Genomic DNA, 25,622 nt, shown 5'->3' on the forward strand with positions numbered 1-25,622 from the left:
GGTTGAACCCGGGAACGCGCCATCCGGACCTGCCCGCCAATGCACGATCCCCGTAGGTGCGGGGCTCGCCCCGCACAGAGCCTCACCGGGAAAACCCCATGCGGGGCAAGCCCCGCATCTACGTCCGCGCTGCGTTGTCCCTGATGAACCACGCGCCTGCGGCGTTGTCCCGACCGAACCCGGAAACACGCCATCCGGACCTGCCTGTAAATGCACGATTCCCGTAGGTGCGGGGCTCGCCCCGCACAGAGCTTCACCGGAACAACCCCATGCGGGGCAAGCCCCGCATCTACGCCCGCACAGGCTCCTCAATCCAGGAAACGCGCCGCCTGCGCCGGGGTCGGCAGGTAGCAGGCGTCGTGGCGGCCGAACCAGCGGTAGCGGTTGCGCGCCAGCCAGCGGTAACCGCGGTCGCGCAGCGGACGGGGCAGCAGGCGCGCCAGCCGGGCCAGCTGCCAGATGCCGCCCAGGCCAGCCAGCACGCGCACGATGGCGTCGGTATCGGTATACGCGCGGCCCTGCTCGACCAGCAGGAACGACAGCGGGTCATCCGGATCCAGGCCATGGGCGCGCATCAACCGGCGCCCGTGCGCGCCCTGCATCGCCGCGAACCGATAGCGGGCGTGGCGGTCGAAACGCAGCAGGAAGCGCACCCAGCGACTGCAAAGCGCGCAGACGCCATCGAACACGATCACCGGCGCAGGGCCGGAGGCGGAGTCGAACGTCCCTTTACCCATCGCCGCGGCCTCCGCCGATGCGGCCGCTGACGGGGACGTCCGGTTCTGCCTCCCGGTTCCCGATCGGCAACAGCCAGCCCTCGTAGCGGATCAGCGGCCCGAGCAGCGGCATCGCCACGTCCACCAGGAACGTGTAGCGGTCGCCATCGACGCGTTCGCGGCAACGCACCTGGGCGAACCAGGCGGCCGGCAACGGTACGCTGCCAAACGCCCAGGCCCGCTCGACCCGCCAGTGGATTTCGCCATCCACGGCCGCCAGCGCGAAACGGAAGCGTACCGCGCCCAGGCGCTCGAACAGGCGGCCCTGGCGCGACCACAGCCGCGAGGCCATGCGCGCGTCGCCGAAACGGCGGTCCCAGCGCTCGCCGGCGCCCTCGGCCACGAACTCGACCGTCACCGGCACCGCGTCCGCCGCCGCGGGCAGCCGTGCCAGCCACGCGCAGGGCGCGACCAGCCAATGGTCGCCGCGGCGCACGCAGGCCTGGCCGCGCCAGCGCTGCCGGCCCTGCACCGAATGCAATGCCTGCAGGGTCGGCGGCAGCCGGGCGAACGCGGCGGCGCCGAGCACCCGCGCGAACAGCGGCGCGGTCACCGCGCCATCCACACCAGCGTGGCCATGCGTCCGCTGCGACGATCGCGGCGGTGCGAGAACCAGCGCGCGGGATCGGCGATGGTGCACTGGTCGCCACCATGGATCGCCGCCGGGTCCATGCCAGCGGCCTGCAGCCGTTGCCGTGCCAGCGCGTACAGATCCACCCGCCAGTGCCCGGGCCGGGTGCCGCTGAAGGCCGCTTCGGCAGCGGCCGCATGTGCCAGGAAGGCGTCGCGCACGTCGGCGCCGATCTCGTAGTGCGCCGGCCCGGCAGCGGGGCCGAGCCAGGCGATGACCTCCGACGCCGGCGCCCGCATGGCCGCGAGCGTTGCCTCCAGCATGCCGTCGGCGAGTCCGCGCCACCCGGCGTGCGCGGCGGCTACCTCGCCGCCGTCGCGGGCGGCGAACAGCACCGGCAGGCAGTCGGCGGTGAGGATCGCCAGCACCACCCCCGGCACCGCGGTCACCGCGGCATCGGCGACGGGTTCGGCGTCCACGCCCTGCGCCACCGGCGGTGCGTCGAAGCGCAGCACGCCGGTGCCGTGCACCTGGCGCAGCCAGTGCGGCGCCGAAGGCAGGCCCGCCAGCCGCTGCAGTTCATCGCGGTTGCGCTGCACCTGCTGTGGGTCGTCGCCTTCGGCCGAGCTACGGTTGCCCAGGTTGAAACGGTCGAATGGCGGCAGCGAGCCGCCCGCGCCATGACGCAGCGTGGTGAACGCCCGCACCCCGGGGGGCGCGGGCCAGTCCGCCGCCAGCAGTGGCAACGCGGCGGCCATGGTTCAGCGCCGCTCGCGTTCGGCGAACAGGACGCTGTCCTCGCGCAGCGCCTTCATCAGCGCCAGCATGTCGGCCGGCACCGGCGCGCTGTTGCGGATCGCCTCGCCGGTGATCGGATGCATGAACTCCAGCGTCTCGGCGTGCAGCGCCTGGCGCCTGAAGCCGCGCAGCTGCGCGACCAGTTCGTCGGTGGCGCCCTTGGGCAGCTTCAGCGCGCCGCCGTACAGCGGGTCGCCGATGATCGGGTGCTTCAGGTGCGCCATGTGCACGCGGATCTGGTGGGTGCGGCCGGTTTCCAGGCGGCATTCCAGCGCGGTGTGGGCGCGGAAGCGTTCGCGCAGGCGGTAATGGGTGACGGCGTCGCGGCCATCCTCGCGCACGGCCATGCGCAGGCGGTCGCGCGGGTGGCGGTCGATCGGCGCGTCGGCGGTGCCGCCGGACACCAGCGCGCCGCTCACCACGGCCAGGTACTGGCGGTGCACTTCGCGCGCGGACAACTGCTCCACCAGCGCGGTCTGCGCCTGCAGGGTGCGGGCCACGACCATCACCCCGCTGGTGTCCTTGTCCAGCCGGTGGACCACGCCGGCGCGCGGCACCGACGCCAGCGCCGGGTCGCGGAACAGCAGCGCGTTGACCAGGGTGCCGGTGGGGTTGCCGGCTCCCGGGTGGACCACCAGCCCGGCCGGCTTGTCGATCACGAAGACGTGCTCGTCCTCGTACAGCACCGACAGCGGGATGTCCTCGGGCAGGGCGTTGGTCTCGGTGTCCAGCGTCGCATTCAGGGTGGCCAGCTCGCCGCCCCGCACCGGATCGCGCGGGCGCGCCGGGACGCCGTCCAGCAGCACTGCCCCGGACTTGATCCATTCGCTCAGGCGGGAACGGGAGAATTCGGGGAACAGCTCGGCCAGCACGGCGTCGAAACGGCGGCCGGCGGCGGCGTCGGGCACCCGCGCCTGGCGGGAAGGAAGGGAAGCGTTGTCGGACATGGCAGGGGTATCGGCGGAATTCGGGGGGTCCCGGCGACAGGAGTCAGTCGCAGGACAGGCCACTAGGCTATCATCGCCCCTTCGTATTCCTGCCGCGTCCCGCCCCGACCCATGATCCGACGCTCCCCGCTGCTGTCCGCTCCCGTCCGCATCACCGCCCTGCTGCTGGTCCTGGTCTTCGCCGCCACCGGCTGCCACCGCGGCGCCAAGGGCAAGAACGCCGACGAGGGCATGCCGGTCGAGAGGCTCTACGAGAAGAGCCACAAGCTGATGGAAGGCGGCAACTGGTCCGGTGCCGAGGCCAGCTTCCGGCGGCTGATCGCCCAGTACCCGTATGGCCCGTACACCGAGCAGGCGATGATCGAAAGCGCCTACGCCCAGTACAAGGCCGGCAAGAACGATGACGCGGTGTCCAGCATCGACCGCTTCATCCGCACCTACCCGACCCACCGCAACATCGCCTACCTGTACTACCTGCGCGGGCTGGCCAACGGCAACAGCGACACCGTGTTCCTGCGCCGGGTGTGGTCTCTGGACTCCAGCCGCCGCGACCTGTCCACGCCGCGCCAGGCCTACGCCGACTTCAACATCGTCACCGAGCGCTACCCCAACAGCCGCTACGCCGCCGACGCGCGCCAGCGCATGATCGAGCTGCGCGACGTGTTCGCCCAGCACGAGATGGACAACGCCCTGTACTACGCCCGCCGCGGCGCCTGGGTCTCGGCCGCCGGCCGCGCCACCTACCTGCTGGAAACCTACCCGCAGAGCGCCTTCCAGAACGACGCGGTGGCGCTGCTCGGCGAGTCCTACGTCCACCTGGGCAACAAGACCCTGGCCGACGACGCCCGGCGCGTGCTCGAGCTCAACGAGCCCAGCCACCCGTGGCTGCAGGGCGAATGGCCGAAGTACCCGTGGATCGCGCGCAAGCTCAACCCGTTCGCCGGCGAGAAATCCGCCGCCACCGGCCAGCGCAACGCGCGGATGAACCGCAAGTAATCCGCGCCGGCCACGGCCGGGTCGCACGTACGACGCCCCGCAAGGGGCGTTTTGCGTTCATGGGAAGGGCAAAGCCCCGCCCCGGCGGCCACGACAGTCCCGGGCGCACAGGCAGTCAGGGGCACGCCGGACACCGGCGCGGTGCCCGGTTGCAGGGTCGGGGAAGCGGCCGGGACAGCCCCGGCATCTGCGCCACGGGTGCCCGGGCGCGGCCGGCACGGGCTGCGGCGGGTGCCCCGCGCAGCGTTCGCGGGGCGGCGCCAGGCCTGGGCGGGCACGCCGCGTCGCGGCGCAGTGCGCCGCGACCGGGCGGTTACGGCTTGGCGGCGGCCGCGTCGTCGGCCTTGAACACGGTCCGGCAGTCGCGGCGGAATTCCTCGCCGGTGCGGCGCCAGGCGAAGCTGCGGCAGTGGCGGTTACCCTCCTGGGTATCGGCCACCTTCACCGCGTAGAACGCCTGGAAGAACTCGTCGCGGCTGACCTGGCCGTCGCCGTTCCAGTCCATCTGCTCCTTCTCCACGCCACGGGTGATGGCGATGCCGGCGTACCAGGCCCAGCCCAGCCAGCCCAGCGCCAGCAGCACCAGTACCAGCAGCGCGCGGCGGCGCGGAGTGAATCGGCCGCGCAGGATCATGACACGCGCCGGATGCGGGCACCGAGCGCACCGAGCTTTTCCTCGATGTTCTCGTAGCCGCGGTCCAGGTGGTAGATGCGGTCGATGGTGGTATCGCCATCGGCCACCAGCCCGGCCAGGATCAGGCTGGCCGACGCGCGCAGGTCGGTGGCCATCACCGGCGCCCCGCTGAGCCGTTCGACACCGCGGCAGATGGCGGTATGGCCCTCGACCTGGATGTCCGCGCCCAGGCGCAGCAGCTCGTTGACGTGCATGAAACGGTTTTCGAAGATCGTCTCGTTGACCACGCCCACGCCGTCGGCGATGCAGTTGAGCGCCATGAACTGCGCCTGCATGTCGGTCGGGAACGCCGGGTACGGCGCGGTGGTCAGGTTGACCGCCTTCGGCCGTCGGCCGTGCATGTCCAGGGTGATGGTGTCCTGCGTGGTCTCGATCGTCGCGCCGGCCTCGGCCAGCTTGGCCAGCACCGCGTCGAGCGTGTCCGGGCGGGCGTTGCGCATCACCACGCGGCCGCCGGTCATTGCCGCGGCGACCAGGAAGGTGCCGGTCTCGATGCGGTCCGGCAGCACCGCGTGGCGGCCGCCGGCCAGGCGCTCGACGCCCTCGATCACCAGCCGCGCGGTGCCCAGCCCCTCGATCTTCGCGCCCAGCGCGATCAGGCAGTGCGCCAGGTCGGTGACTTCCGGCTCCATCGCCGCGTTTTCCAGCACGGTGGTGCCTTCGGCCAGCACCGCGGCCATCAGCACGTTCTCGGTGCCGGTGACGCTGACCATGTCGAAGGTGAAGCGACCGCCCTTCAGGCGCTCCGCGCGCGCCTTGATGAAGCCGTTCTCCACGGTGATTTCCGCGCCCAGCGCCTGCAGGCCCTTGATGTGCTGGTCCACCGGGCGCGAGCCGATCGCGCAGCCGCCGGGCAACGACACTTCCGCCGCGCCGTACTTGGCCAGCAGCGGGCCGAGCACCAGGATCGAGGCGCGCATGGTCTTGACCAGCTCGTACGGCGCCACGTGCTGGTTGACGCTGCGCGGGTCGACCACGATCGCGCTGCCGCGCGACAGGGTGCCCTGGTCGATGGTGACCTTGGCGCCCAGTTCGCCGAGCAGCTTCACCGTGGTGATCACGTCGTGCAGGTGCGGCACGTTGGTGATCTCCACCGGCGCATCGGCCAGCAGGGTCGCGCAGAGGATCGGCAGGACGGCGTTCTTGGCGCCGGAGACATTGACTTCACCGTTCAGCGCATTGCCGCCGGTGACCACGATTTTCGCCATGTGTGTGAGGCCAGTAGGTTGGAGGGGGCCGGCTCAGCCGGCTTCGCCGGGGGTGACGGTTTTCAGGGCCAGCGCGTGGATCGCGCCGCCCATCAGCTCGCCCAGCGTCGCATAGACCATGCGGTGGCGGGCCAGCGGCAGCTTGCCGGCGAAGGCCTCGCAGACCACGGTGGCCTCGAAGTGCACGCCGTCCTCGCCACTCACCTGGGCGCGGGCGCCCGGCAGGCCGGCTTCGATCAGGTTCTGGATGGTCTCGGCGTCCAAGTCGCTTTCCTAATAAAATGAACGCCCATTCTACTCCCCGAGTGGCGCCCGCATGGCTGCTTCCCCCCTTTCGCCGGACTCGCTGCACGACGCCGACCTGATCGCCAGCGGCCGCCGCGTGTTCGAGATCGAACGCGCCGAACTGGAACGGGTCGGCGGCCGCATCGGCGACGCGTTCGCCGCCGCCTGCCGGCTGATCCTGGGCTCGCGCGGCCGCGTGGTGGCCACCGGCATGGGCAAATCCGGGCACATCGCGCGCAAGATCGCCGCCACCCTGGCCTCCACCGGCACCCCCGCGTTCTACGTGCACCCGGGCGAGGCCGGACATGGCGACCTGGGCATGATCACCGCCGACGACGTGGTGCTGGCGCTGTCCTACTCCGGCGAATCGGACGAGGTGCTGATGCTGCTGCCGGTGCTCAAGCGCCAGGGCAACCCGCTGATCGCCATGACCGGCCGCCCGCAGTCCAGCCTGGCCAGCGCCGCCGACATCCACCTGGACGTGAACGTGGACCACGAGGCCTGCCCGCTGGCGCTGGCGCCGACCTCCAGCACCACCACCTCGCTGGCCATGGGCGACGCCCTGGCCGTGGCCCTGCTGGACGCGCGCGGCTTCACCGCCGACGACTTCGCCCGCTCGCACCCGGCCGGCAGCCTCGGCCGGCGCCTGCTGCTGCACATCACCGACGTGATGCACGGCGGTGCCGACCTGCCCAGCGTGCGCGAGGACGCCAGCCTCAGCGAAGCGCTGGTGGAGATGAGCCGCAAGCGCCTGGGCATGACCGCCGTGGTCGACGCGCATGGCCGCCTGGTCGGGCTGTTCACCGACGGCGACCTGCGCCGCGCGCTGGACACCGACCTGGACGTGCGCACCGCCGGCATCGCCCAGGTGATGACCCGCGCGCCGCGCACCATCGGCGCCGACCAGCTGGCGGTGGAGGCAGCGCGCATGCTGGAGCAGTACCAGATCAACGGCCTGATCGTCGTCGACGGCGAAGGCCGCGCCGTCGGCGCCCTGAACATTCATGACCTGTTGCGGGCAAAAGTGGTTTAAAAGCCCGCACAATCACGCTTCCGGGCCCGATGGCCCGCCCCCGCCGCAACGGATCGCCCGCACCATGTCCTGGTCTCCCCTGGCCCACTTTCCCGCCGAGCTGCATGCCGTCGCCGCCACCATCCGGCTGGCGTGCTTCGACGTGGACGGGACCCTGACCGACGGGCGCCTGTACTACGACCACGCCGGCAACGAGAGCAAGGCGTTCTTCGTGCAGGACGGGCTGGGCCTGAAACTGCTGCAGAAGCACGGCATCCACCCGGTGCTGATCACCGCGCGCAACAGCCTGTCGGCGCAGCGCCGCGGCGCCGACCTGGGCATCGACACCCAGATCGCGGTCGGCGACAAGCTGGCCAGCGTGCGCGCGCTGTGCGAGCGCTTCGGCATCGGCCTGGCGCAAGTGGCGTTCATGGGCGACGACCTGCCGGACCTGGCCCCGCTGTGCGCGGTCGGGCTGGCGGTGGCGCCGGCCAACGCGCACCCGCTGATCGCCGGGCGCGTGCACTGGCAGACCCGCGCCGAGGGCGGCCGCGGCGCCGCGCGCGAGCTGTGCGACGTGCTGCTGGCGCTGCAGGGCCGGCTGGACGCGGTCGTGGCGGAGTACGCGCGATGAACTGGCGCATGCTCATCGGCACCGGCCTGCTGCTGGCGGCACTGGCCAGCGGCTGGTCGGCCTGGCGGCACCGCGCGACCCTGGCGCCGGCCGGCGCCTCGCAGGTCCGTGCCGATTACGTGCTGGGCGATTTCGAGATCGTCACCCTGGACAAGGACGGCAAGGAGGCAGCCACGCTGCGCGCGCCGTCCATGGAGCGCAATGCGTCCGACCAGACCTCGGTCATCGCGCGGCCGCTGTTCCTGCTGCCCGACGCCGAGGGCCGGCACTGGCAGCTGCGCGCCGACACCGGCTGGGTCAGCGCCAAGGGCGACGAACTGCGCCTGCGCGGCAACGTCGCCGGCGACAGCCCCGAGCAGGGCGGCACCCCGCCGACGACCTTCCGCACCACCGCGCTGGACGTGTTCCCCGAACGCAGCCTGGCCCGTACCGCCGAGCCCGTCACCATGGCCCGCCCGGGCCTGCGGCAGAGCGGCGTCGGCTTCGAGGCCGACCTGAAATCCCGGCAGTATTCCCTTCTTTCCCAGGTCAAGACCCGTTATGAACCCAATGCTGCCCGCCAGGCTCGCTAAGCTCGCGCCGGCCGTCCTGCTCGCCGCCACGCTCGTTCCCGGCGTGGCCACGGCCAGGGAATCGGACCGCAACCAGCCCATGGACATCGTCGCCGACAACAGCGGCGGCAACCTGGCCGGCGGCAACGGCAAGTACCGTTTCAGCGGCAACGTGGTCATCGTCCAGGGCACGCTGGAGATCCATGCCGACACCGCCGACGTGATCCAGAAGAACGGCGAGACCGAACGCGTCGTGCTTACCGGCAAGCAGGCCACGCTCAAGCAGCAGATGGACGACGGCACCTGGATGAACGCCCGCGCCGACAACATGGACTACAACGTCAACAGCGAGGTGATCGTGCTGACCGGCAATTACAAGGTCGACTCCGAGCGGGGCTCCAACGCCGGCCAGCGCATGGTCTACAACACCCGCAGCGGCGACATGCAGAGCGGCGGCGACGGCACCCGCGTGCGCACCGTGATCCAGCCCAGGAACAAGGCGCCGGCCGCGGCGGGAGAGAAGAAGTAATGCTCGTCGCCGAAGGCCTGCGCAAGCGCTACAAAAACCGCGAGGTCGTGCGCGAGTTCGGCCTGTCGCTGGATGCCGGCGAGGTGGTCGGCCTGCTCGGTCCCAACGGCGCCGGCAAGACCACCTGCTTCTACATGATCGTTGGCCTGGTCGAGAGCGACGCCGGCCGCATCGTGCTGGACGGCCGCGACATCACCGGCGAGCCGATGTACGCGCGCGCCAGGCTGGGGGTCGGCTACCTGCCGCAGGAGCCGTCGGTGTTCCGCAAGCTCAGCGTGGCCGACAACATCCGCCTGGTGCTGGAACTGCGCGAGGACCTGGACGCCGACGGCCGCGAACGCGAACTGTCGGCGCTGCTGGACGAACTGCAGATCAGCCACGTCGCCGACCAGGCCGGCGCCAGCCTGTCCGGCGGCGAACGCCGCCGCTGCGAGATCGCCCGCGCGCTGGCCGCCAAGCCGCGCCTGATCCTGCTCGACGAACCGTTCGCCGGCGTCGACCCGATCTCGGTCGGCGAGATCCAGCGCATCGTCACCCACCTCAAGCAGCGCGGCATCGGCGTGCTGATCACCGACCACAACGTCCGCGAGACCTTGGGAATCTGCGACCGCGCGTATATCCTCAACGAGGGCAGCGTGCTGGCGCAGGGCGCACCGGAAGCGCTGCTGTCCAACCCCGACGTCCGCCGTGTCTACCTTGGAGACAGCTTCACGCTCTGATCCAGCCGCGGCAGGCCGTTCCCCCTTCTGCCTGGAACCGGGATGAAAGCACGGCTGCAGACATCGCTGGGACAGCAGCTGGTCATGACGCCGCAGCTGCGCCAGGCCATCCGCCTGCTGCAGATGTCCAGCACCGAGCTGGAGCTGGAACTGGCCGGGGCGGTGGAGAGCAACCCGCTGCTGGAATGGGCCGACGAAGCCGCGCCCGGCGAGCCGGGCCCCGAACCGGGCCCCGAACCGGGCCCCGACCCGGGGGACGCCAGCGCCGCGGCCGATGCCGGCGACGGCCACGCCGACGCGGGCATGGACTGGCCCGGCGAGGGCGAGCAGTGGAGCGGCGGCCAGGGCGGCTCGTTCGATGACGACGACAGCGATGCCCGCGACTGTGTCGCCGGGGCCGACACCCTCGCCGACCACCTGCTGTGGCAGCTGCACCTGTCCCACCTGAGCGCACGCGACCGCGCCATCGGCGTCGCCCTGGTCGATGCGCTGGACGAGGACGGTTACCTGCGCGAACCGCTTCTGTCCATCGCCCAGACGCTGCGCCCGGACATCGCCGCCGGCGAGGACGAGATCCTCACCATGCTGCACCGGATCCAGCGCTTCGACCCGCCCGGCGTCGGCGCCCGTACCCTGGGCGAATGCCTGGGGCTGCAGCTCGACGCCCTGCCCGCCGCCACCCCGGGCCTGGACCTGGCCCGGCAGATCGCCGCGGGGCCGCTGGAACGCCTGCCGCGGGCCGGCATTCCCGGTATCGCCGCCGAACTGCGGCAACCGGCCGAGGCCGTCGAGCAGGCCGTGCAGCTGCTGCGCACGCTGGACCCGCGCCCGGGCCGGCAGCTGGGCGACGTGTCCGCGGACGCCTATGTGGTGCCCGACTGCGTGGTCTGGCGCCAGCGCGGCGTGTGGAAGGCCGCCCTCGCCGGCCATGCCGGCCCGCGGGTGGTGATCCACCGTGGCTACGAGCAGCTGATCCGCCGCTGCGGCGACGCCGACGCCAGTTACCTGCGCGGCCAGCTGCAGGAAGCGCGCTGGCTGCTCAAGGGCCTGGAGGCGCGCGGCGAGACCCTGCTGCGCGTGGTCAACAGCCTGCTGCGCCACCAGGCCGGGTTCCTGGAGTTCGGCGCGCAGGCGCTGCGGCCACTGACCCTGCGCGAGATCGCCGCGGAGCTGGAGCTGCACGAATCCACCATCTCCCGCGCCATCGCCGGCAAGCACGTGCGCACGCCGCGCGGCACCCTGCCGCTGCGCGCGTTCTTCGCCTCGGGCATCGACACCGACGGCGGCGGCGAGGCCTCCAGCACCGCCATCCAGTCGATGATCCGGCGCCTGATCGAGGCCGAAAACCCGCGCAAGCCGCTTTCTGACGCCAAGCTGGCCGACATGCTCAAGGGCAGCGGAATACCGGTGGCGCGCCGCACCGTGGCGAAGTATCGTGAAGCCATGAACATCTCCGCCTCCCACGAACGCGTACGCCTTGTCTGAAACGTTCGCGGCCGGCGGCAGGGTTCATTGGCAACCGAAGAACCACAGGAGGCATCCGATGCGTATCGAAACGTTTGGCAAAGACGTGGAAGTCACCCCCGCCCTGAAGGAGTACGTGGAGACCAAGCTGCAACGGCTGGGCAAGCACTTCGACCAGCACTGTGAAGTCAGGGTGACCCTGTCGCTGCAGAAGAACGAGCACCATGTCGATGCCAGCGCCAATCTCCCCGGCCAGACCCTGCACGCCGAGGCCGGCGGACAGACCATGTACGCGGCGATCGACGTGCTGGCCGACAAGCTCGACCGGCTGGTGATCAAGCACAAGGAAAAGCATCTGCCCCACGCCTCCCATGCACTGCGCGACAATGGCTGACATCCGTCACCGTCCGTTGCAGTCATGCCCCTGAATGACCTGATGGCGGCCGTGAGTACCCGGGTACTCGCGGCCGCCGACCGAGACAGCGCCCTGCGCGCCGCCGCCGGCCTGCTCGCCTGCCGCGAAGCCGGCGCCGAGAGCATCTTCCGCAGCCTGTGCGACCGCGAGAACGTCGGCAGTACCGCCATCGGCCACGGCATCGCCATCCCGCATGGCCGCTCCCCCACCCTGCAACACCCGCGCGGCGCCTTCCTGCGGCTGCTGCAACCCATCGATTTCGGCGGCGCCGAACCGGTCGACCTGGTGTTCGCCATGGCGGTGCCCGAGCACTACACCCACCAGCACCTGATGCTGCTGTCCGAGCTGGCGGAGATCTTCTCCGACGCCCACGTCCGCGACGCCCTGCGCGCGGCCAACGACGGCAGCGCGCTGAAGCAGATCCTCGACCATCCGCAGCGGATCCGTCCCTCATGAACACCCGCATCACCGCCCGCGAACTGTTCGACCAGCAGCGCGAGAAACTGGACCTGCGCTGGGCCGCGGGCCAGGCCGGCGGCAACCGCGAGCTGGATGCCGGCGACACCGTCGCGCGGCGCCCGTCGCTGGCCGGCTACCTCAACACCATCTACCCGAACAAGGTGCAGATCCTCGGCACCGAGGAGCTGGCCTGGCTGGACTCGCTGGATTCGCGCCAGCGCTGGGAAGTGATCGAGCGCATCATCCAGGCGCGGCCGCTGGCGCTGGTCATCACCAAGAGCCACGGCTGCCCGGAGGACCTGCGCGCGGCCGCCGACGAATCGCAGACCCCGCTGTGGGTGTCGCCGCGGCGCGGCCACGAACTGCTCAACCACCTGTCCTACCACCTGGCGCGCACGCTGGCGCCGCGGATCATCCTGCATGGCGTATTCATGGAGATCTACTCCATCGGCGTGCTGATCACCGGCGAGGCCGGCTCGGGCAAGAGCGAGCTGGCGCTGGAACTGCTCAGCCGCGGCCACCGGCTGGTGGCCGACGATGCCCCCGAGTTCACCCAGATCGCCCCGGACGTGCTCGACGGCACCTGCCCCGAGCTGCTGCAGGACCTGCTGGAGGTGCGCGGCCTGGGCGTGCTCAACGTGCGCCAGATGTTCGGTGACACATCTGTAAAGAAGAACAAGTACCTTCGGCTGATCGTGCACCTGACCAAACCGATGACCGAACCCGGCAGCTACGGCTACGAACGCCTGACCGGCGACTCCGGCAAGCGCCACGTGCTCGACCTGGACGTGCCGCTGATCACCCTGCCGGTGATGCCCGGGCGCAACCTGGCGGTGCTGACCGAGGCGGCCACGCGCCTGCACATCCTGCGCACCAAGGGCATCGACCCGGCGGCGATGTTCATCGCCCGCCACAGCAACCTGCTGGAGCAACGCATCCCATGAACGCCACGCCGGCCCCGGTGCTGGTCATCGTCAGCGGCCTGTCCGGTTCGGGCAAGTCGGTGGCGCTGAAGACCTTCGAGGACCTGGACTACTACTGTTCGGACAACATCCCGGTCAACCTGCTGCCGGAGTTCGTGCGTGGCGTGCTCGGCGAACGCACCGACGACCGGCCGCGGCGCCTGGCGCTGGGCATCGACGTGCGCGGCCGCAGCGACCTGAGCCAGCTCGCCAGCTGGCGGCAGCGGGCGCGCGACCACGACATCGATGCCACCCTGCTGTTCTTCGAGGCCGACGACGACACCCTGCTGGCGCGCTTCGCCGATACCCGGCGGCGGCATCCGCTGAGCCAGCTCGGCCTGTCCCTGCCCGAGGCGATCGTGCGCGAGCGCGAACTGACCGCGCCGCTGCGCCGCGAGGCCAACGCGGTGATCGACACCAGCCGGCTCAACGTGCACCAGCTGCGGCGCAAGCTGATCACCGAATACGCGCTCGGCCACGGCAGCGGCCTGTCGCTGCTGTTCGAGTCCTTCGCCTACAAGCGCGGGGTGCCGGCCGAGGCCGATTTCGTGTTCGACGCGCGGGTGCTGCCCAACCCGCACTGGGACCCGGAACTGCGCTCGCTGAGCGGCCGCGACCGTGAGGTCCGCGAGTACCTGGACGCGCAGCCGGAAGTCGTGCGCTACGCGGCCCAGCTCGAGGACCTGCTCGACACCTGGCTGCCCAGGCTGGGCAACGACACCCGCAGTTACGTGACCGTGGCCTTCGGTTGTACCGGCGGCAAGCACCGCTCGGTGTACCTGGCCGAGCGCCTGGCCCGGCATGCGCGCGCGCAGGGCTGGCCGGACGTGGCCACCTTCCACCGCGAACAGGACTGAATGGTGCGCGCAAAGCGCGATCCAGGCGCTATCGCGGACTGCATCCGACCTGTTAACGTTCAGTAATGACCTGCGGCATCCTTCTCGTGACCCATCCCGGCGTCGGCTCTTCCCTGCTGGAAGTGGCCACCCGCCTGCTGCGCCAGCTGCCACTCAATGCCGAGGCCTTCGAGGTTCCGTTCGACGCGGACCTGGACGCGCAGCTGCCACTGGCCTCGGCGGCCATGCGCCGGGTGGAAGGCGAGGACGGCGTGCTGGTGCTGACCGACCTGTACGGGGCCAGCCCCAGCAACCTGGCGGCGCGGCTGGCGCGGCTGGGCACGCCGGTGCGGCGGGTATCGGCACTGAGCCTGCCGATGCTGCTGCGGGTGATGAACTATCCGGAACAGGGACTGGACCAACTGCCCGCCACCGCCGCGGCGGGCGCCCGAAATGGAGCCATCATCGACGATGCTTGAACGCGAACTCACCGTATCCAACCGCCTGGGCCTGCATGCCCGCGCGACCGCCAAGCTGGTGCAGCTGCTGTCCGGCTTCCGCGCCAATGCCACGCTGGTGGCCAAGGGCCGCGAGGTCAACGCCAAGAGCATCATGGGCGTGATGCTGCTGGCCGCCGGCCAGGGCACGCCGGTCACGGTGCGGGTACAGGGCGAGGACGAGGCCGACGCCATGGCGGCGGTCGTGGATCTGTTCGAGCGCCGTTTCGACGAGGACAGCTGATGGCGGCGGCGGACGCGGCGGCGGTTCCTGCCCGCACCACGCCGGGAGGCGTGGCGGCATGACCGCGCTGCGCCTGCATGGCCATGGCGCATCGCGCGGCAGCGCGCTTGGCCGCGCCCGCGTGCGCCTGCCGCATGCGCAGGACGTCACCGAAAAGCGCATCCCCGCCAGCGCGGTCGACGCCGAACTGCAGCGCCTGCACCAGGCCATCGAGTCGGCCCGCGCCGAGATGCGCGAACTGCGCCAGCGCCTGCAGGGCGCGCTGCCGGCCGAGGTCGGCGAGTTCCTCGATCTGCACGCCATGCTGCTGGACGACCCGGAGCTGCTGCTGGCGCTGGACGAACGCATCCGCAGCCAGCGCTACAGCGCGGCCTATGCGCTGCGCCTGCAGCGCGACACCCTGGCGCAGGTGTTCGAGGGCATGGAGGACGACTACCTGCGCGCCCGCCTGGATGACCTGGACCACGTCATCGGCCGCATCAACGCCTTCCTGCACAAGCGCCCGGCCGGCATGAAGGGCCTGGCGGGCGAAATCCTGGTGTGCGAGAACGTCGCCCCCTCGGAGCTGGCGCAACTGCAGTCGCAGGGCGTGGTCGGCATCGTCACCAGTGCCGGCAGTCCGCTGTCGCACAGCGCCATCCTCGCCCGCAGCCTGCACCTGCCGCTGGTGGTCGGCGCCAGCGGCGTGCTGAACCGGATCAACGACGGCGACGTGCTGATCCTGGACGGCGGCAGCGGCGAGGTGGTGCTGGAGCCGGCCGCCGACGACCTGCGCCAGTACCGCCAGCGCCTGCGCGAACTGGCGCGCGAACAGCGCGAGCTCGGCCACCTGCGCTCCAAGCCCAGCCGCACCGTGGACGGGGTGGACATCACCCTGCTGGCCAACGCCGAATCGCGCGAGGACGTGGCCCACGCGCACGCCCTGGGCGCGCATGGGCTGGGCCTGTACCGCACCGAATTCCTGTTCCTGCAGCGCAACGGCCTGCCCGACGAGGAAGAACAGTTCCATCACTACCGCGACGCCGTACTCGGCATGAGCGGGCGGCCGGTGACCATCCGCATCCTCGACCTGGGCGCGGACAAGGCCGATCGCAGCGGGCTGGTGCTGGGCCGCGAGGACAACCCGGCGCTGGGCCTGCGCGGCATCCGCCTGCTGCTGGCGAATCCCAGGGTCGCCGACACCCAGCTGCGCGCGCTGCTGCGCGCCTCCGGCTACGGGCCGGTGCGCGTGCTGGTACCGATGGTCAGCACCCGCGAGGAAATCCTCGCGCTCAAGCGGCGCATGACCCGGCAGGCGGCGGCGCTGCGCGAGGAAGGCCACGTGCTGGCCGAGCACGTGCCGGTCGGCGCGATGATCGAGGTGCCGGCCGCGGCCATCGCCCTGCCGACCTTCATCGACCAGATCGATTTCCTGTCCGTCGGCACCAACGACCTGGTGCAGTACCTGTTGGCGGCCGACCGCAACAACGAAGCGGTGGGCGAGCTGTATTCGCCGCTGCATCCGGCGGTGCTGCAGCTGCTGGCACAGGTGATCGGCACCGCGCGCGCGCACGGCACGCCGCTGGCGGTGTGCGGCGAGATCGCCGGCGACCCGCGCATGACGCCGCTGCTGCTGGCCCTGGGCCTGACCGAGTTCAGCCTGCACCCGGCGACGCTGCTGGAAGTACGCCGGGCGATCCGCGACTGCAACCATGGCGAACTGCGCGCACGCGCCGGCAAGCTGCTGCAGGCGCGCGACCGCCGCGGCATCGAGCGCTGGCTCGCCGGCAGCTGCCCGCCCTGAGCGCCGGCGCCCGGGCACCACGCACCGGCGCGGAGGGTGTGCACCGAAACACCGGCGCGTGATAATGACGCGCCCGACACCTTCCCTGCCGCATCCTGCATCGCGGCCCTCCCGTTCCCGGAGTCCCGATGGCCGAAGCCGTACGCCACGACAAGACCGCGCGCCAGCTGCGCATGCTTTCCGACGCGCTGGACAGTGGCCGGCTGGGGCCGGTGCGGCGGCTGGTCAACACGCTGGCGCCGGCGGAGATCGGCAACCTGCTCGAATCGCTGCCGCCGGGCAAGCGCGAGGTGGTGTGGGGCCTGGTCGACCAGGAGGACGACGGCGAGGTACTGGTCCACGTCGGCGAGGAAGTGCGCGAAAGCCTGCTGGCCGACATGGACCCGGACGAGATCATCGCCGCGGTCGAAGACCTGGACATCGACGACCTGGCCGACCTGGTCGAGGACCTGCCCGACACGGTCATCGACGAAGTGCTCAAGTCGATGGACCGGGAGAACCGCGAGCGGCTGGAGCAGGTGCTGTCCTATCCGGAGGACACCGCCGGGCGCCTGATGAACCCGGACGTGGTCACCGTGCGCGCCGACGTCAACATCGACGTGGTGCTGCGCTACCTGCGCCTGCGCGGCGAACTGCCCGACCACACCGACTACCTGTACGTGGTCAGCCGCCGCCACCAGTACCTGGGCCGGGTGTCGCTGGCCTCGCTGGTCACCCACGAGGACAGCACCCCGATCAACCGCCTGGTCGACGACGAGCAGCCGGCGATCGACGTGGGCGAGAGCGCCGACGAGGTCGCGCGGCAATTCTCCGACCACGACTGGGTGTCGGCGCCGGTGGTGGACGACAACAACATCCTGATCGGGCGCATCACCATCGACGACGTGGTGGACATCATCCGCGCCCAGGCCGAGCACCAGGCGCTGGGCGCCGCCGGCCTGGACGAGGACGAGGACCTGTTCAGCCCGGTCTGGCGCGCCATGCGGCGGCGCCTGGTGTGGCTGTTCGTCAACCTGTGCACCGCATTCGTCGCCGCCAACGTGGTCGGCCAGTTCGAAGGCACCATCGACAAGCTGGTGGCGCTGGCCGTGCTGATGCCGATGGTCGCCGGCCTCGGCGGCAACGCCGGCACCCAGGTGCTGGCGCTGATGGTGCGCGGCCTGGCGCTGGGCCAGGTGGGCGCCTCCAACGTGAAGGCGCTGCTGTGGAAGGAACTGCGCGTGGCCCTGCTCAACGGCCTGCTGATGGGCGCGGTGCTGGGGTTGATCGTGCTGGTCTGGTTCCACAACCCCGGGCTGTCGCTGGTGATCTTCATCGCCCTGACCTGCAATCTGCTGCTGGCGGCGTCGGCCGGCGTGCTGATCCCGATGACGCTCAAGCGGCTGGGGTTCGACCCGGCGCTGGCCAGCGGCATCTTCCTGACCGCCATCACCGACTCGATGGGTTTCTTCACCTTCCTCGGACTGGCGACCCTGGTACTGCTGCGCTGAGCGGCGCGGCCACGCCCTCGCGCCCCTCACGCCCGACCGCCCCATGACCACCACCATTACCGACTACTACCAGCCCGGCTGGCGCGACCAGCCGCATACCTGCCCGGCCTGCGGATGGCAGGGCGGTTCCCGGCAGATGGAGCTGGAACTGCACGACGAGCAGAGCGAGTACGCCTGTCCGCAATGCGAGTTCCCGCTGCTGGTGGTGCTGCACCCGGACCTGGCGCAGGTCCAGGCCGCCGCCGCGGCCGGCAATGCCGAGGCCGGCGAACAGCTGGCCATCCTCGCCAGCGTGCCACGCCACCGATGATGCGCCGCACCGGGCAGCAGGCCGCCAGCGCCGCTACGATGGCCACACCCCCGGCGCGGAGCGTCCCATGGCCTGGCCCCGTCTGCATCACCTGCCCCTGCTCGTGCTGATGGCCGTGCTCGGCGGCTGTGCCTCGCTCCCCGCGAGCGACGAAGGGCGGTTCGTCGCCCGCAGCATCGAGTTCGATGGCGTGCGCATGCCCTACCTGGTGTTCGTGCCCGCGACGTCCGCGCGCGCCGCCGGCGCGCTGCCGGTGGTGCTGTTCCTGCACGGCTCGGGCGAGCGCGGCGACGACGGCAGGCGCCAGACCGAGGCCGGGCTGGGACCCTACCTGCGCGCCCATGCGGCGGACTTCCCGGCGCTGGTGGTGCTGCCGCAGGTGGCCAGGGGCGGGGAATGGAGCGGGCGCAACGCGCGCCTGGCGGTCGCCGCGCTGGATGCGGCGATGCGCGAGTTCGACGCCGATCCGCGGCGCCAGTACCTGACCGGCATGTCGATGGGCGGCTACGGCAGCTGGAACATCGCCCTGGCCGACCCGGGGCGCTTCGCCGCGCTGGTGCCGGTGTGCGGCGCGGTACGCCCTCCGCGCGCCGAACGGCCGGGCCTGCGGGTGGAGGCCGTCGCCGCGGAATCCGACCCCTACCAGGCCATGGCCCTGCGCCTGAAGGACACGCCGGTCTGGATCTTCCACGGCGCGCGCGACGACGTGGTGCGCCCGGACGACGACCGCCGGCTGCATGCCGCCTTCCAGGCGGTGGCTGCCCGCGACGCGCGTTACACCGAATACCCGCAGGGCAACCACAACGCCTGGGACGCCACCTACGCCGACCCGGCGATGTGGCGCTGGCTGTTCGCGCAGGAACGCTGACGCCGCCAGTGCACCGGCACGGCGCCGGCGCCACGGTCGGGCTCAGCCCAGCAGCGTTTCCAGCACCGCCATGCGCACGGCCACGCCGTTGGCGACCTGGCGCAATACCCACGACTGCGGGCCGTCGGCCACCTCGTCGGTGACTTCCACGCCGCGGTTGATCGGGCCCGGATGCAGCACCGCCGCGTCGCTGGCGGCACGCCGCAGGCGCGCGGCGGTGAGACCGTATTCGGCGTGGTACTGCTCCAGCGACGGCACCAGGCCTTCTTCCATGCGCTCGCGCTGCAGGCGCAGCATCATCAGCGCGTCGGCGCCTTCGAGCATGGCGTCGAAATCCTGCCCGACCACGCAGCCGCGCAGCGTGTCTGCGTCCGGCAACAGCGACTGCGGGCCGCAGACGCGGATTTCACCAACGCCCAGCGTGCGCAGCGCATGCAGGTCGGTGCGCGCCACGCGCGAGTGCTTCACGTCGCCGACGATCAGCACCTTCAGTTTCGAGAAGTCCGGGCCCTTGGCCTGGCGCAGGGTCAGCATGTCCAGCAGGCCCTGGGTCGGGTGCGCGCTGCGGCCGTCACCGGCGTTGATCAGCGCGGTGCCCTCGCCCGCGGCGGCAGCCAGCTCGGCCACCGCGCCGTCGTCGGGGTGGCGTACCACGAAGCCGCGCACGCCCATCGCTTCCAGGTTGCGCAGCGTGTCGCAGGCGGTCTCGCCCTTGCGCGTGGACGAGGTGGACGCGTCGAAATTCAGCACGTCCGCGCCCAGCCGCTGCGCGGCCAGCTGGAACGAACTGCGGGTGCGGGTGGACGGTTCGAAGAACAGCGTGCACACCGCGGTGCCGGCCAGCACCCCGCGCTTGTTGCCGACACGGCCCACCGCCGCGTCGCGGATCTGCCCGGCGCGGTCCAGCAGCTGCAGCAGGTGTTCGCGCGGCAGGCCCTCCAGGGTCAGCAGGTGGCGCAGGCGTCCGTCGGCATCGAGTTGGGAGGCGGTCATGGCAGGTCTTGGGGGTCAGGAAACGGGGGTGGCGTCGCCGGGGGCGGACAGCCAGCGTTCGATGATGACCGCGGCGGCGACCGCGTCCAGGTTGGCGGCGTCGCGACGGCGCTTGCGGCCCTCGGCGCGGTCGACGGCGAAACGCCGCGCCGCTTCCACCGAGCTGGAACGTTCGTCCACCAGCAGCACGGGGACCTGGTAGCGCTGCAGCAGTTGCCGGGCGAAGGCCTGCGCGCGCTTGCGGTTGGGCTGGTCGTCGCCGTCCAGGGTCAGCGGGTCGCCGACGATCAGGCCGTGCGGGCGCCACTCGCGCTGCAGCCGGTCGAGCGCGGCCCAGTCGGGGCCGTCGCCGCGCACCTCGACCACCGCCAGCGCGCGCGCGCCGACGCTGAAGGCACTGCCGATGGCCACGCCGATGCGGCGCGAGCCGACGTCGAACCCCAACACCGTGCTGTCGGGCGAAAGCGCCGCCGGATCAGGCATGGCCGCTGTACCCGGCCAGGCGGAACAGGTCCACGCCGATGCGCGAGGCGGCCAGCTGCCAGCGCTCGTCCAGCGGCGCCTCGAACAGCACCACCGGGTCGGCCGGCACGGTCAGCCAGCTGTCCTCGGCCAGTTCCTGCTCCAGCTGGCCGGCGCCCCAGCCGGCGCAGCCCAGGGTGACCAGCGCGTTGCGCGGGCCGTCGCCCCGGGCCATGGCTTCGAGGATGTCGCGAGAGGTGGTCAGGTACAGGCCCTGGCCCACGGCCAGGCTGGAATCCCAGTCGCGTGCATCGTCGTGGATGACGAAGCCGCGCCCGGTATGCACCGGGCCGCCATTGAGCACCGGCAGCGCGCGCAGGCGCTCGTCGCCGGTGTCGATCTCCATCTGCGAGAGCACTTCGCCCAGGGTGTATTCCGAAGGCTGGTTGACCACCACGCCCATGGCGCCGTTGTCGTCGTGCTGGCAGATCAGCGCGACGCTGCGCGCGAATCCCGAATCGGTCAGCGAGGGCAAGGCGACCAGCAGGTGATTGGCCAGATTGTCGAAATGCGTGGACATGGCCGCATTCTACCGCCAGCCACGCAGCCGCGCCCGGCGCGCACGCACCGCCCATGCCCGGTACCGGCCCACCGCGTCGAAGCCGCGGCGCGGCGCGCGCCTCCATGCGCGGCCGCGGCCGCACCGGCAGCGCGCCTATACTGGCCAGCCCTGGGTCCATCACCGTCCATGAGCGCCTATTGCGATATCGCGCCCGGTCATCCGGTCCACGCCCATTACCACGCCCGCGAATACGGATTCCCGCAGCGTGCGGAGCAGGACCTGTTCGAGCGCCTGCTGCTGGAGATCAACCAGGCCGGGCTGAGCTGGGAAACCATCCTGCGCAAGCGCGAGGGCTTCCGCCGCGCCTACCACGGCTTCGACGTGGATGCCGTGGCCGCCTACGGCGAGGCCGACATCGCCCGCCTGCTGGGTGACGCCGGCATCATCCGCAACCGGCTCAAGGTCCTGGCCGCCATCCACAACGCCGGGGTGATCCGCGGCCTGCGCGATTCGCACGGCGGCTTCGCGCAGTGGCTCGACGCGCACCACCCGCGGCCCAAAGCCGACTGGGTGAAGCTGTTCAAGAAGACGTTCCGCTTCACCGGCGGCGAGATCACCGGCGAGTTCCTGATGAGCCTGGGCTACCTGCCCGGCGCGCACCGCGATGATTGCCCGGTGATGGCCGACATCCGCGCGGCGGCGCCACCGTGGCTGGGCGGCGTCGGCGGCTGATCGCGCGCGGCACCGGCCGGCGCCGCTGCAGCGGCGCGCCAGGCCCCGCTGCGGGTGCCTGGCGCCAACCTGCGGCGCTGGCGCCGCGACGGGGTCAGTAGCGACCGCTCAGGTTCACGAACCAGCCCTTGTGGTCGTAGTCGAAGTCGGTCAGGTCGTCGCTGAACTCGGTGAAGTTGTAACCGGCGCCGATGCGGAAGTTCCCGCTCAGGTCGCGGTCCACGCCCACCAGGAAGCCCTGCCGGGTGCCCCCGTCCTTGACCTGCAGCTGGCGGTATTCGCCCAGCGCATGCCATTGCGCGCGCAGTTCGTAGCGCGCCTGGAGGGCACCGAAGGTGGTGGCCGAATCCAGCCACGTACCGCCGCCGCGGCCCATGCGCACTTCGCCTTCGCGGCGGGCCAGCTTGCCGGCGAATTCCCAGTGCTGGTCGTGGCGGTAGACGCCCTCGAACGAAACGATCTGCGAACGCTGGTCGTACTGCGCGCCGCCCAGCTGGCCCATCGACGCCAGGTCGTAGAGGTAGGTGTAGCGGCCGAACAGGCCCCAGCGGGTGCTGTTCCACGGGCGGTAGGCGAAGCCGAAGTTGCCTTCGACGAAACGGGCGCCCTCGGCAGGATCCAGCCGGTCGTCGGTATCGGCGTAGTTGAAGCGCGCGGCGATGCGCCAACTGTCGTTGATGCGGTGGGTCATGCGGGTGGTGCTGACCCACTGCTCGCGGCGCTCGGCACCGCTGTCGCGGCGCCATTCCAGCTTGCTCTGCCAATCGGTATCGGGCGAGGTGCGGCCGCCGGAAATGCTGGCCGCGCGCCGCTCGACCACGCCGCCACCGGTGCTTTCCAGTTCGCCGTTGGACAGGGTGAAACCGGTGTTCCAGCCCTGCGCCGGGTAAAAGTCCATGCCGAAGGTATGCGCCAGCCCGGCCTCGCCACGCTCCTTGAGGAACTGGCTTTCGTTGAGCACGTTGACCTGGCTGGACACCCGCCAGCGCTGCCCCAGGGTCCAGCCGTTCTGCCCGCCCGGATTGAACAGCGGGTCGCGTTCGGTGGTGTCGGCCGAATAGGTGTAGCCACCGTAGAAGGCGTGTTCCGGGCTGATGCGGTACTCGGCATTGACGGTGGCGGCGTTGCCACGGTCGCCGTCGGTCACTTCCGCGCCCACCGACGAGTTGTTGCCGAACAGGTGCTTGGCACCGAGGGTCAGGGCATCGTTGTCGGCATACCTGCCACCGTCATCGTCCACGGTCAGCTGGGCCACGCCGTACAGCTCCATCGTGGCGCCGAAGCGGTGCAGGTACTTGACCGCCGCCAGCGTGCCGATGGCATCGAGGTAGCTGCCCTGCTGGTCGACCCGGCGCAGTTCGGCGCTGAGGGTCCCCGCCTCGCTGGCCTGCCACTGCAGCGTGGCCTGGGCCTGGGCCAGGGTGTCGGCACCGCGCTCGGCGCGGGTGTAGCGGGTGTACAGGCCCAGGTCCGGGGTGAACTGGCCCAGCAGCTCGGCACCGTACTCGGTCACCGGCAGGCCCGTGTCGTAGCGGGACACCGAATAGCCGGCGTCGGTCTGGCGCCACCATGCTCCGGCGGCCCAGTCCTGTTCGGTCCAGCCCAGCTCCCTGAAATTGGCGCGGGCTTCCAGCGAGCGGGCATCGCCCTTGCGGTTCAACGCGGTGTCGTTCTGCTGGATGAAGCTCAGGCCGCCGTTGTCGGAGAAGAACGCCGGCACGCCGAAGGATTCGGTATGCGCGTACTCGGCCTTCAGGTAGGTGCCCTTGCCGGCCTGCAGGGTGAGGTCGGCGCCCTTGAGCGTGTAGTCCTCGCCGGCCCGGTTCTCGTCGACCCAGGTCGCGCCGAGGCCGACGTGGTCGCCGATCCAGTGCTTGCCGCGGAAGCCCACGGTCACGTCGTCCGCATCGAAGCCGGCCGGCACCCACTCGTAGTCCACCAGCAGGCGCTGTTCGAAGCCGTCCAGCGGCGCATCGCGGGTCAGGGTCGGGCTGTTGTCGCGGGTGATCTGCGCCAACGGGCGGGTCAGCAGGAGGCGGCCCTGCAGTTCGTCGATCTCGTAGTCGGCCCCGCGCTGCAGCACCACCCGGTTCTCGGTACGGCCGCTGCTGCGGTCGCGGATCTCCAGGGTCACCACGTCCGAACCCGGCAGCAGGTCGGTATGCCGCAGGTAGTACAGGCTGCCGCCGGTGCCGATGAATTCATTGTGGCCCGGCGCGGTTTCGGCCTGCGAACCGAACACGCGCAGTTCGCTGCCGGCATCGCCCCAGCGGTTGCTGGCGTTCGAGCGCCAGTTGAGCGCCGCGCCATACAGCGCGCGCTGGTACTGGCCGAACTCGGTCCCGGTCAGGCCGGTGGCGTAGTTGCCCCACAGCGCCTGGTTCTTGTCCCAGTCCATGCGCAGGTAGAACCGGCCCATCGTGTCCACGTCGCGACGGGTGTTGGAATCGTCGCCGTAGACCGGGTAGTACAGGTCCGGATCGAGCCGGCGGAAGATGTCCTGCGGGTCGGCCTTGCCGAAACCGTTGAACAGCCGGTCCAGGTCGCGCTCGGTGGTATCGGCCTGCGCGGTCACCAGGTAGCGGCCGCGCAGCTTGGCCTTGCCGTAGAACGCCAGGCGGCCGTCGCTGATGACATCGTCCCGGTAGTTGGCGTCGCCGCGGAACGGCTCGTTGGAACCGCTGACCTTGTTCTGCGCGATGGTCACGTCGGCCAGCGCGACGCCGAAGAAGTAGCGACCGGTGACGTCCACGTCCAGGTGGCGGGCAGGACCGCCCTCGCCGCCCACGCCGATGTCGAAGCGGTGCGTGCCGACCGGCATCAGGTACTCGGCGACGAACTTGCGCTCCAGGTCCACCGGATAGCTTTCGCCGTTGATGCTCAGCGCCATGCCCGCGGGGATGTTGCGGCCCTGGATGCGGATGCGCGAACCGTACAGCGGGATGTTCTGCTGGCGCAGGCCGCTGCCCGCGAAGACATCGTCGATCAGGCTCTGGGTCTGCGCCTGCTCGGCGCTCAGGGCATTGCCCAGCCGCTTCTCTGTGCTGTTGCGCAGCGCATTGGCGCCGCGCTCGGCATCTTCCGGCGACACCAGCTGCAGCACGCGCGGCGAGGTCTCGTCGAACTGGCCGTTGGCGCCGGTGGCGCGCAACACGTAGACCAGCTCATCGCCCTTGCGGAAGCGGTACTTGCCCGGCAACGCGCCGTCCCACTCGCCATGGCTGACCGCCGCCACGTCCAGCGGCACGCTCGCCAGCGGTTCGATCAGGTCGGCGTCGCTGGCGCGGTACAGGCGCACCTCCATGCGTTCGATGAAGGCCGGATAGTTGCCACGCGCATAGAACTGCACCGGCTTGAGCAGGCGCTCGCCGTCGAAGGCCACCATCGACGGCGCCGATACCGACAGCTCCGGTGACCCCAGGGTCGGATCCTCGGTCGCCCACACCACCCCGCCGCCGGGCAGGTCGATGGAGTACTTGCCCATCGCCACCGCCCGGCCCTGCGGTTCGACCGACACCTCGACCCGGCGATCGGGCTGCAGGGCGTCGGACGACGAACCGGCATGGGTGCCCCGGGTCACCGGCGCGGCATGGCTGCGCGTGCGCAGCTGGAACAGCAGGCCGTCGTCGCCGGTGCAGGCGTCCGCGCCGCAGTCCAGCGCCGCAGGCGCCGGTTCCGGCGCGCCCGCGCGGGGTTCGGCCGGCTCGGCGGATGCGACGCCGTCCGGCGTCGCCGCGGCCGTGGCCAGCGGGGTGGTCGCGCCGGCCAGCAGGCACAGCAGGGTGTAGTCCAGCACCTTCATCTTCATACGCTTGTCCATGACCG

The 25,622-nt window shown here is 71.0% G+C and carries 28 protein-coding genes and 1 pseudogene; 18 read left to right on the forward strand and 11 right to left on the reverse strand.

Translation table 11 applies throughout. The features are described 5' to 3' along the window. Positions 1 to 308: 308 nt before the first annotated feature. The 4 genes and pseudogenes from MKP15_RS02450 to rluD form a co-directional block, all read right to left on the reverse strand. On the reverse strand, positions 309 to 737 hold the full coding sequence (locus MKP15_RS02450; protein ID WP_240211673.1) for a thiol-disulfide oxidoreductase DCC family protein: 429 nt from the start codon (positions 735 to 737) through the stop codon (positions 309 to 311). Positions 738 to 801: 64 nt separating this feature from the next. Continuing rightward, positions 802 to 1,329: pseudogene (locus MKP15_RS02455) on the reverse strand (DUF4166 domain-containing protein); the annotation flags it as partial. Continuing rightward, positions 1,326 to 2,105 (reverse strand): peptidoglycan editing factor PgeF, encoded by a 780-nt coding sequence (gene pgeF, locus MKP15_RS02460; protein ID WP_240211675.1) that lies wholly within the window; start codon positions 2,103 to 2,105, stop codon positions 1,326 to 1,328. The pseudogene MKP15_RS02455 and the gene pgeF, both read right to left, overlap by 4 nt. A gap of 3 nt (positions 2,106 to 2,108) precedes the next feature. Then, a complete protein-coding gene (gene rluD / locus MKP15_RS02465) occupies positions 2,109 to 3,092 on the reverse strand; it encodes a 23S rRNA pseudouridine(1911/1915/1917) synthase RluD (protein ID WP_240211676.1) in 984 nt (327 codons plus the stop codon). Between the two features lie 111 nt (positions 3,093 to 3,203). Here rluD and MKP15_RS02470 point away from each other — a divergent pair, with 111 nt between their 5' ends. Then, positions 3,204 to 4,088 (forward strand): outer membrane protein assembly factor BamD, encoded by an 885-nt coding sequence (locus tag MKP15_RS02470; RefSeq protein WP_104938251.1) that lies wholly within the window; start codon positions 3,204 to 3,206, stop codon positions 4,086 to 4,088. 313 nt (positions 4,089 to 4,401) lie between these two features. Here MKP15_RS02470 and MKP15_RS02475 read toward each other — a convergent pair whose 3' ends face one another. Genes MKP15_RS02475 through MKP15_RS02485 form a run of 3 tightly spaced genes read right to left on the reverse strand, consistent with a single transcriptional unit; the run spans position 4,402 to position 6,254 of the window. Further along, complete coding sequence (locus MKP15_RS02475) at positions 4,402 to 4,722, reverse strand: EF-hand domain-containing protein (protein ID WP_240211677.1); 321 nt, start codon at positions 4,720 to 4,722, stop codon at positions 4,402 to 4,404. Further along, positions 4,719 to 5,990, reverse strand: coding sequence for a UDP-N-acetylglucosamine 1-carboxyvinyltransferase (murA, locus tag MKP15_RS02480; protein WP_104938249.1), 1,272 nt, complete (start codon positions 5,988 to 5,990; stop codon positions 4,719 to 4,721). The genes MKP15_RS02475 and murA overlap by 4 nt, the downstream gene beginning before the upstream one ends. A gap of 33 nt (positions 5,991 to 6,023) precedes the next feature. Continuing rightward, positions 6,024 to 6,254, reverse strand: a complete 231-nt coding sequence (locus MKP15_RS02485) for a BolA/IbaG family iron-sulfur metabolism protein (protein ID WP_104938248.1) — start codon at positions 6,252 to 6,254, stop codon at positions 6,024 to 6,026. A 52-nt stretch (positions 6,255 to 6,306) separates the two neighbouring features. Here MKP15_RS02485 and MKP15_RS02490 point away from each other — a divergent pair, with 52 nt between their 5' ends. From MKP15_RS02490 to MKP15_RS02565, 16 genes are all read left to right on the forward strand, one after another. Beyond that, entirely contained in the window at positions 6,307 to 7,308 is a 1,002-nt protein-coding gene (locus MKP15_RS02490; protein WP_161614732.1) for a KpsF/GutQ family sugar-phosphate isomerase, read from the forward strand. Between the two features lie 64 nt (positions 7,309 to 7,372). Then, positions 7,373 to 7,921, forward strand: a complete 549-nt coding sequence (locus tag MKP15_RS02495) for an HAD hydrolase family protein (RefSeq protein WP_240211678.1) — start codon at positions 7,373 to 7,375, stop codon at positions 7,919 to 7,921. Next, the gene (gene lptC, locus MKP15_RS02500; protein ID WP_240211679.1) at positions 7,918 to 8,493 is read left to right on the forward strand and encodes an LPS export ABC transporter periplasmic protein LptC; all 576 of its coding nucleotides are present in this window, start codon (positions 7,918 to 7,920) and stop codon (positions 8,491 to 8,493) included. The genes MKP15_RS02495 and lptC overlap by 4 nt, the downstream gene beginning before the upstream one ends. After that, positions 8,462 to 9,001: a lipopolysaccharide transport periplasmic protein LptA gene (gene lptA / locus MKP15_RS02505; protein ID WP_202626436.1), complete on the forward strand. Its 540-nt coding sequence runs from the start codon at positions 8,462 to 8,464 to the stop codon at positions 8,999 to 9,001. Before lptC ends, lptA begins: the two co-directional genes overlap by 32 nt. Continuing rightward, positions 9,001 to 9,720 (forward strand): LPS export ABC transporter ATP-binding protein, encoded by a 720-nt coding sequence (gene lptB, locus MKP15_RS02510; RefSeq protein WP_104938243.1) that lies wholly within the window; start codon positions 9,001 to 9,003, stop codon positions 9,718 to 9,720. Before lptA ends, lptB begins: the two co-directional genes overlap by 1 nt. Before the next feature lie 42 nt (positions 9,721 to 9,762). Beyond that, entirely contained in the window at positions 9,763 to 11,205 is a 1,443-nt protein-coding gene (locus MKP15_RS02515) for an RNA polymerase factor sigma-54 (RefSeq protein WP_240211680.1), read from the forward strand. A 58-nt stretch (positions 11,206 to 11,263) separates the two neighbouring features. Then, the gene (gene raiA / locus MKP15_RS02520) at positions 11,264 to 11,578 is read left to right on the forward strand and encodes a ribosome-associated translation inhibitor RaiA (protein WP_054663771.1); all 315 of its coding nucleotides are present in this window, start codon (positions 11,264 to 11,266) and stop codon (positions 11,576 to 11,578) included. A gap of 24 nt (positions 11,579 to 11,602) precedes the next feature. Continuing rightward, positions 11,603 to 12,055 carry a PTS sugar transporter subunit IIA gene (locus MKP15_RS02525; protein ID WP_104938241.1) on the forward strand — a complete coding sequence of 151 codons (453 nt, stop codon included), beginning with the start codon at positions 11,603 to 11,605 and terminating at the stop codon, positions 12,053 to 12,055. Further along, complete coding sequence (hprK, locus tag MKP15_RS02530; RefSeq protein ID WP_161614735.1) at positions 12,052 to 13,002, forward strand: HPr(Ser) kinase/phosphatase; 951 nt, start codon at positions 12,052 to 12,054, stop codon at positions 13,000 to 13,002. Before MKP15_RS02525 ends, hprK begins: the two co-directional genes overlap by 4 nt. Beyond that, entirely contained in the window at positions 12,999 to 13,877 is an 879-nt protein-coding gene (gene rapZ / locus MKP15_RS02535) for an RNase adapter RapZ (protein WP_161614736.1), read from the forward strand. The genes hprK and rapZ overlap by 4 nt, the downstream gene beginning before the upstream one ends. Positions 13,878 to 13,942: 65 nt before the next feature. Then, entirely contained in the window at positions 13,943 to 14,335 is a 393-nt protein-coding gene (locus MKP15_RS02540) for a PTS fructose IIA subunit family protein (protein WP_104938239.1), read from the forward strand. After that, positions 14,328 to 14,597, forward strand: a complete 270-nt coding sequence (locus MKP15_RS02545; RefSeq protein ID WP_054663755.1) for an HPr family phosphocarrier protein — start codon at positions 14,328 to 14,330, stop codon at positions 14,595 to 14,597. Before MKP15_RS02540 ends, MKP15_RS02545 begins: the two co-directional genes overlap by 8 nt. 58 nt (positions 14,598 to 14,655) lie before the next feature. Next, positions 14,656 to 16,380 (forward strand): phosphoenolpyruvate--protein phosphotransferase, encoded by a 1,725-nt coding sequence (ptsP, locus tag MKP15_RS02550; RefSeq protein ID WP_240211681.1) that lies wholly within the window; start codon positions 14,656 to 14,658, stop codon positions 16,378 to 16,380. Positions 16,381 to 16,508: 128 nt separating this feature from the next. Then, the gene (gene mgtE / locus MKP15_RS02555) at positions 16,509 to 17,870 is read left to right on the forward strand and encodes a magnesium transporter (protein WP_054663749.1); all 1,362 of its coding nucleotides are present in this window, start codon (positions 16,509 to 16,511) and stop codon (positions 17,868 to 17,870) included. 43 nt (positions 17,871 to 17,913) lie between these two features. Continuing rightward, entirely contained in the window at positions 17,914 to 18,180 is a 267-nt protein-coding gene (locus MKP15_RS02560; protein WP_240211682.1) for a hypothetical protein, read from the forward strand. A gap of 67 nt (positions 18,181 to 18,247) precedes the next feature. After that, positions 18,248 to 19,048 (forward strand): alpha/beta hydrolase-fold protein, encoded by an 801-nt coding sequence (locus MKP15_RS02565; protein ID WP_240211683.1) that lies wholly within the window; start codon positions 18,248 to 18,250, stop codon positions 19,046 to 19,048. 42 nt (positions 19,049 to 19,090) lie between these two features. Here the strand turns inward: MKP15_RS02565 and MKP15_RS02570 are convergent, their stop codons facing one another. From MKP15_RS02570 to MKP15_RS02580, 3 genes are read right to left on the reverse strand one after another with little or no spacing between them, the layout of a single operon-like run. Continuing rightward, positions 19,091 to 20,041: an aspartate carbamoyltransferase catalytic subunit gene (locus MKP15_RS02570; protein ID WP_104938233.1), complete on the reverse strand. Its 951-nt coding sequence runs from the start codon at positions 20,039 to 20,041 to the stop codon at positions 19,091 to 19,093. Between the two features lie 15 nt (positions 20,042 to 20,056). Continuing rightward, the gene (ruvX, locus tag MKP15_RS02575; RefSeq protein WP_161614741.1) at positions 20,057 to 20,524 is read right to left on the reverse strand and encodes a Holliday junction resolvase RuvX; all 468 of its coding nucleotides are present in this window, start codon (positions 20,522 to 20,524) and stop codon (positions 20,057 to 20,059) included. Further along, positions 20,517 to 21,083, reverse strand: coding sequence for a YqgE/AlgH family protein (locus MKP15_RS02580; RefSeq protein WP_104938231.1), 567 nt, complete (start codon positions 21,081 to 21,083; stop codon positions 20,517 to 20,519). The genes ruvX and MKP15_RS02580 overlap by 8 nt, the downstream gene beginning before the upstream one ends. A gap of 168 nt (positions 21,084 to 21,251) precedes the next feature. On the opposite strand from MKP15_RS02580, the gene MKP15_RS02585 reads away from it, so the two are divergent. Beyond that, the gene (locus MKP15_RS02585) at positions 21,252 to 21,797 is read left to right on the forward strand and encodes a DNA-3-methyladenine glycosylase I (protein ID WP_240211684.1); all 546 of its coding nucleotides are present in this window, start codon (positions 21,252 to 21,254) and stop codon (positions 21,795 to 21,797) included. Between the two features lie 94 nt (positions 21,798 to 21,891). Here the strand turns inward: MKP15_RS02585 and MKP15_RS02590 are convergent, their stop codons facing one another. Then, positions 21,892 to 25,617: a hypothetical protein gene (locus MKP15_RS02590; protein ID WP_240211685.1), complete on the reverse strand. Its 3,726-nt coding sequence runs from the start codon at positions 25,615 to 25,617 to the stop codon at positions 21,892 to 21,894. Between the last annotated feature and the right edge of the window lie 5 nt (positions 25,618 to 25,622).

The organism is Stenotrophomonas sp. Y6 (assembly GCF_022436665.1).
GTDB lineage: Bacteria > Pseudomonadota > Gammaproteobacteria > Xanthomonadales > Xanthomonadaceae > Stenotrophomonas > Stenotrophomonas acidaminiphila_A.

What these genes read in the sequence shown, in the direction of transcription:
- rapZ (WP_161614736.1), top strand. Translation starts at nt 12,999, where the DNA reads ATGAACGCCACGCCGGCCCCGGTGCTGGTCATCGTCAGCGGCCTGTCC.
- MKP15_RS02450 (WP_240211673.1), bottom strand. Translation starts at nt 737, where the DNA reads ATGGGTAAAGGGACGTTCGACTCCGCCTCCGGCCCTGCGCCGGTGATC.
- MKP15_RS02540 (WP_104938239.1), top strand. Translation starts at nt 13,943, where the DNA reads ATGACCTGCGGCATCCTTCTCGTGACCCATCCCGGCGTCGGCTCTTCC.
- raiA (WP_054663771.1), top strand. Translation starts at nt 11,264, where the DNA reads ATGCGTATCGAAACGTTTGGCAAAGACGTGGAAGTCACCCCCGCCCTG.
- lptA (WP_202626436.1), top strand. Translation starts at nt 8,462, where the DNA reads ATGAACCCAATGCTGCCCGCCAGGCTCGCTAAGCTCGCGCCGGCCGTC.
- pgeF (WP_240211675.1), bottom strand. Translation starts at nt 2,105, where the DNA reads ATGGCCGCCGCGTTGCCACTGCTGGCGGCGGACTGGCCCGCGCCCCCC.
- MKP15_RS02490 (WP_161614732.1), top strand. Translation starts at nt 6,307, where the DNA reads ATGGCTGCTTCCCCCCTTTCGCCGGACTCGCTGCACGACGCCGACCTG.
- MKP15_RS02475 (WP_240211677.1), bottom strand. Translation starts at nt 4,722, where the DNA reads ATGATCCTGCGCGGCCGATTCACTCCGCGCCGCCGCGCGCTGCTGGTA.
- MKP15_RS02470 (WP_104938251.1), top strand. Translation starts at nt 3,204, where the DNA reads ATGATCCGACGCTCCCCGCTGCTGTCCGCTCCCGTCCGCATCACCGCC.
- ptsP (WP_240211681.1), top strand. Translation starts at nt 14,656, where the DNA reads ATGACCGCGCTGCGCCTGCATGGCCATGGCGCATCGCGCGGCAGCGCG.
- lptB (WP_104938243.1), top strand. Translation starts at nt 9,001, where the DNA reads ATGCTCGTCGCCGAAGGCCTGCGCAAGCGCTACAAAAACCGCGAGGTC.
- MKP15_RS02585 (WP_240211684.1), top strand. Translation starts at nt 21,252, where the DNA reads ATGAGCGCCTATTGCGATATCGCGCCCGGTCATCCGGTCCACGCCCAT.
- MKP15_RS02570 (WP_104938233.1), bottom strand. Translation starts at nt 20,041, where the DNA reads ATGACCGCCTCCCAACTCGATGCCGACGGACGCCTGCGCCACCTGCTG.
- mgtE (WP_054663749.1), top strand. Translation starts at nt 16,509, where the DNA reads ATGGCCGAAGCCGTACGCCACGACAAGACCGCGCGCCAGCTGCGCATG.
- MKP15_RS02590 (WP_240211685.1), bottom strand. Translation starts at nt 25,617, where the DNA reads ATGGACAAGCGTATGAAGATGAAGGTGCTGGACTACACCCTGCTGTGC.
- MKP15_RS02580 (WP_104938231.1), bottom strand. Translation starts at nt 21,083, where the DNA reads ATGTCCACGCATTTCGACAATCTGGCCAATCACCTGCTGGTCGCCTTG.
- ruvX (WP_161614741.1), bottom strand. Translation starts at nt 20,524, where the DNA reads ATGCCTGATCCGGCGGCGCTTTCGCCCGACAGCACGGTGTTGGGGTTC.
- murA (WP_104938249.1), bottom strand. Translation starts at nt 5,990, where the DNA reads ATGGCGAAAATCGTGGTCACCGGCGGCAATGCGCTGAACGGTGAAGTC.
- MKP15_RS02525 (WP_104938241.1), top strand. Translation starts at nt 11,603, where the DNA reads ATGCCCCTGAATGACCTGATGGCGGCCGTGAGTACCCGGGTACTCGCG.
- MKP15_RS02565 (WP_240211683.1), top strand. Translation starts at nt 18,248, where the DNA reads ATGGCCTGGCCCCGTCTGCATCACCTGCCCCTGCTCGTGCTGATGGCC.
- rluD (WP_240211676.1), bottom strand. Translation starts at nt 3,092, where the DNA reads ATGTCCGACAACGCTTCCCTTCCTTCCCGCCAGGCGCGGGTGCCCGAC.
- hprK (WP_161614735.1), top strand. Translation starts at nt 12,052, where the DNA reads ATGAACACCCGCATCACCGCCCGCGAACTGTTCGACCAGCAGCGCGAG.
- MKP15_RS02560 (WP_240211682.1), top strand. Translation starts at nt 17,914, where the DNA reads ATGACCACCACCATTACCGACTACTACCAGCCCGGCTGGCGCGACCAG.
- MKP15_RS02495 (WP_240211678.1), top strand. Translation starts at nt 7,373, where the DNA reads ATGTCCTGGTCTCCCCTGGCCCACTTTCCCGCCGAGCTGCATGCCGTC.
- lptC (WP_240211679.1), top strand. Translation starts at nt 7,918, where the DNA reads ATGAACTGGCGCATGCTCATCGGCACCGGCCTGCTGCTGGCGGCACTG.
- MKP15_RS02515 (WP_240211680.1), top strand. Translation starts at nt 9,763, where the DNA reads ATGAAAGCACGGCTGCAGACATCGCTGGGACAGCAGCTGGTCATGACG.
- MKP15_RS02545 (WP_054663755.1), top strand. Translation starts at nt 14,328, where the DNA reads ATGCTTGAACGCGAACTCACCGTATCCAACCGCCTGGGCCTGCATGCC.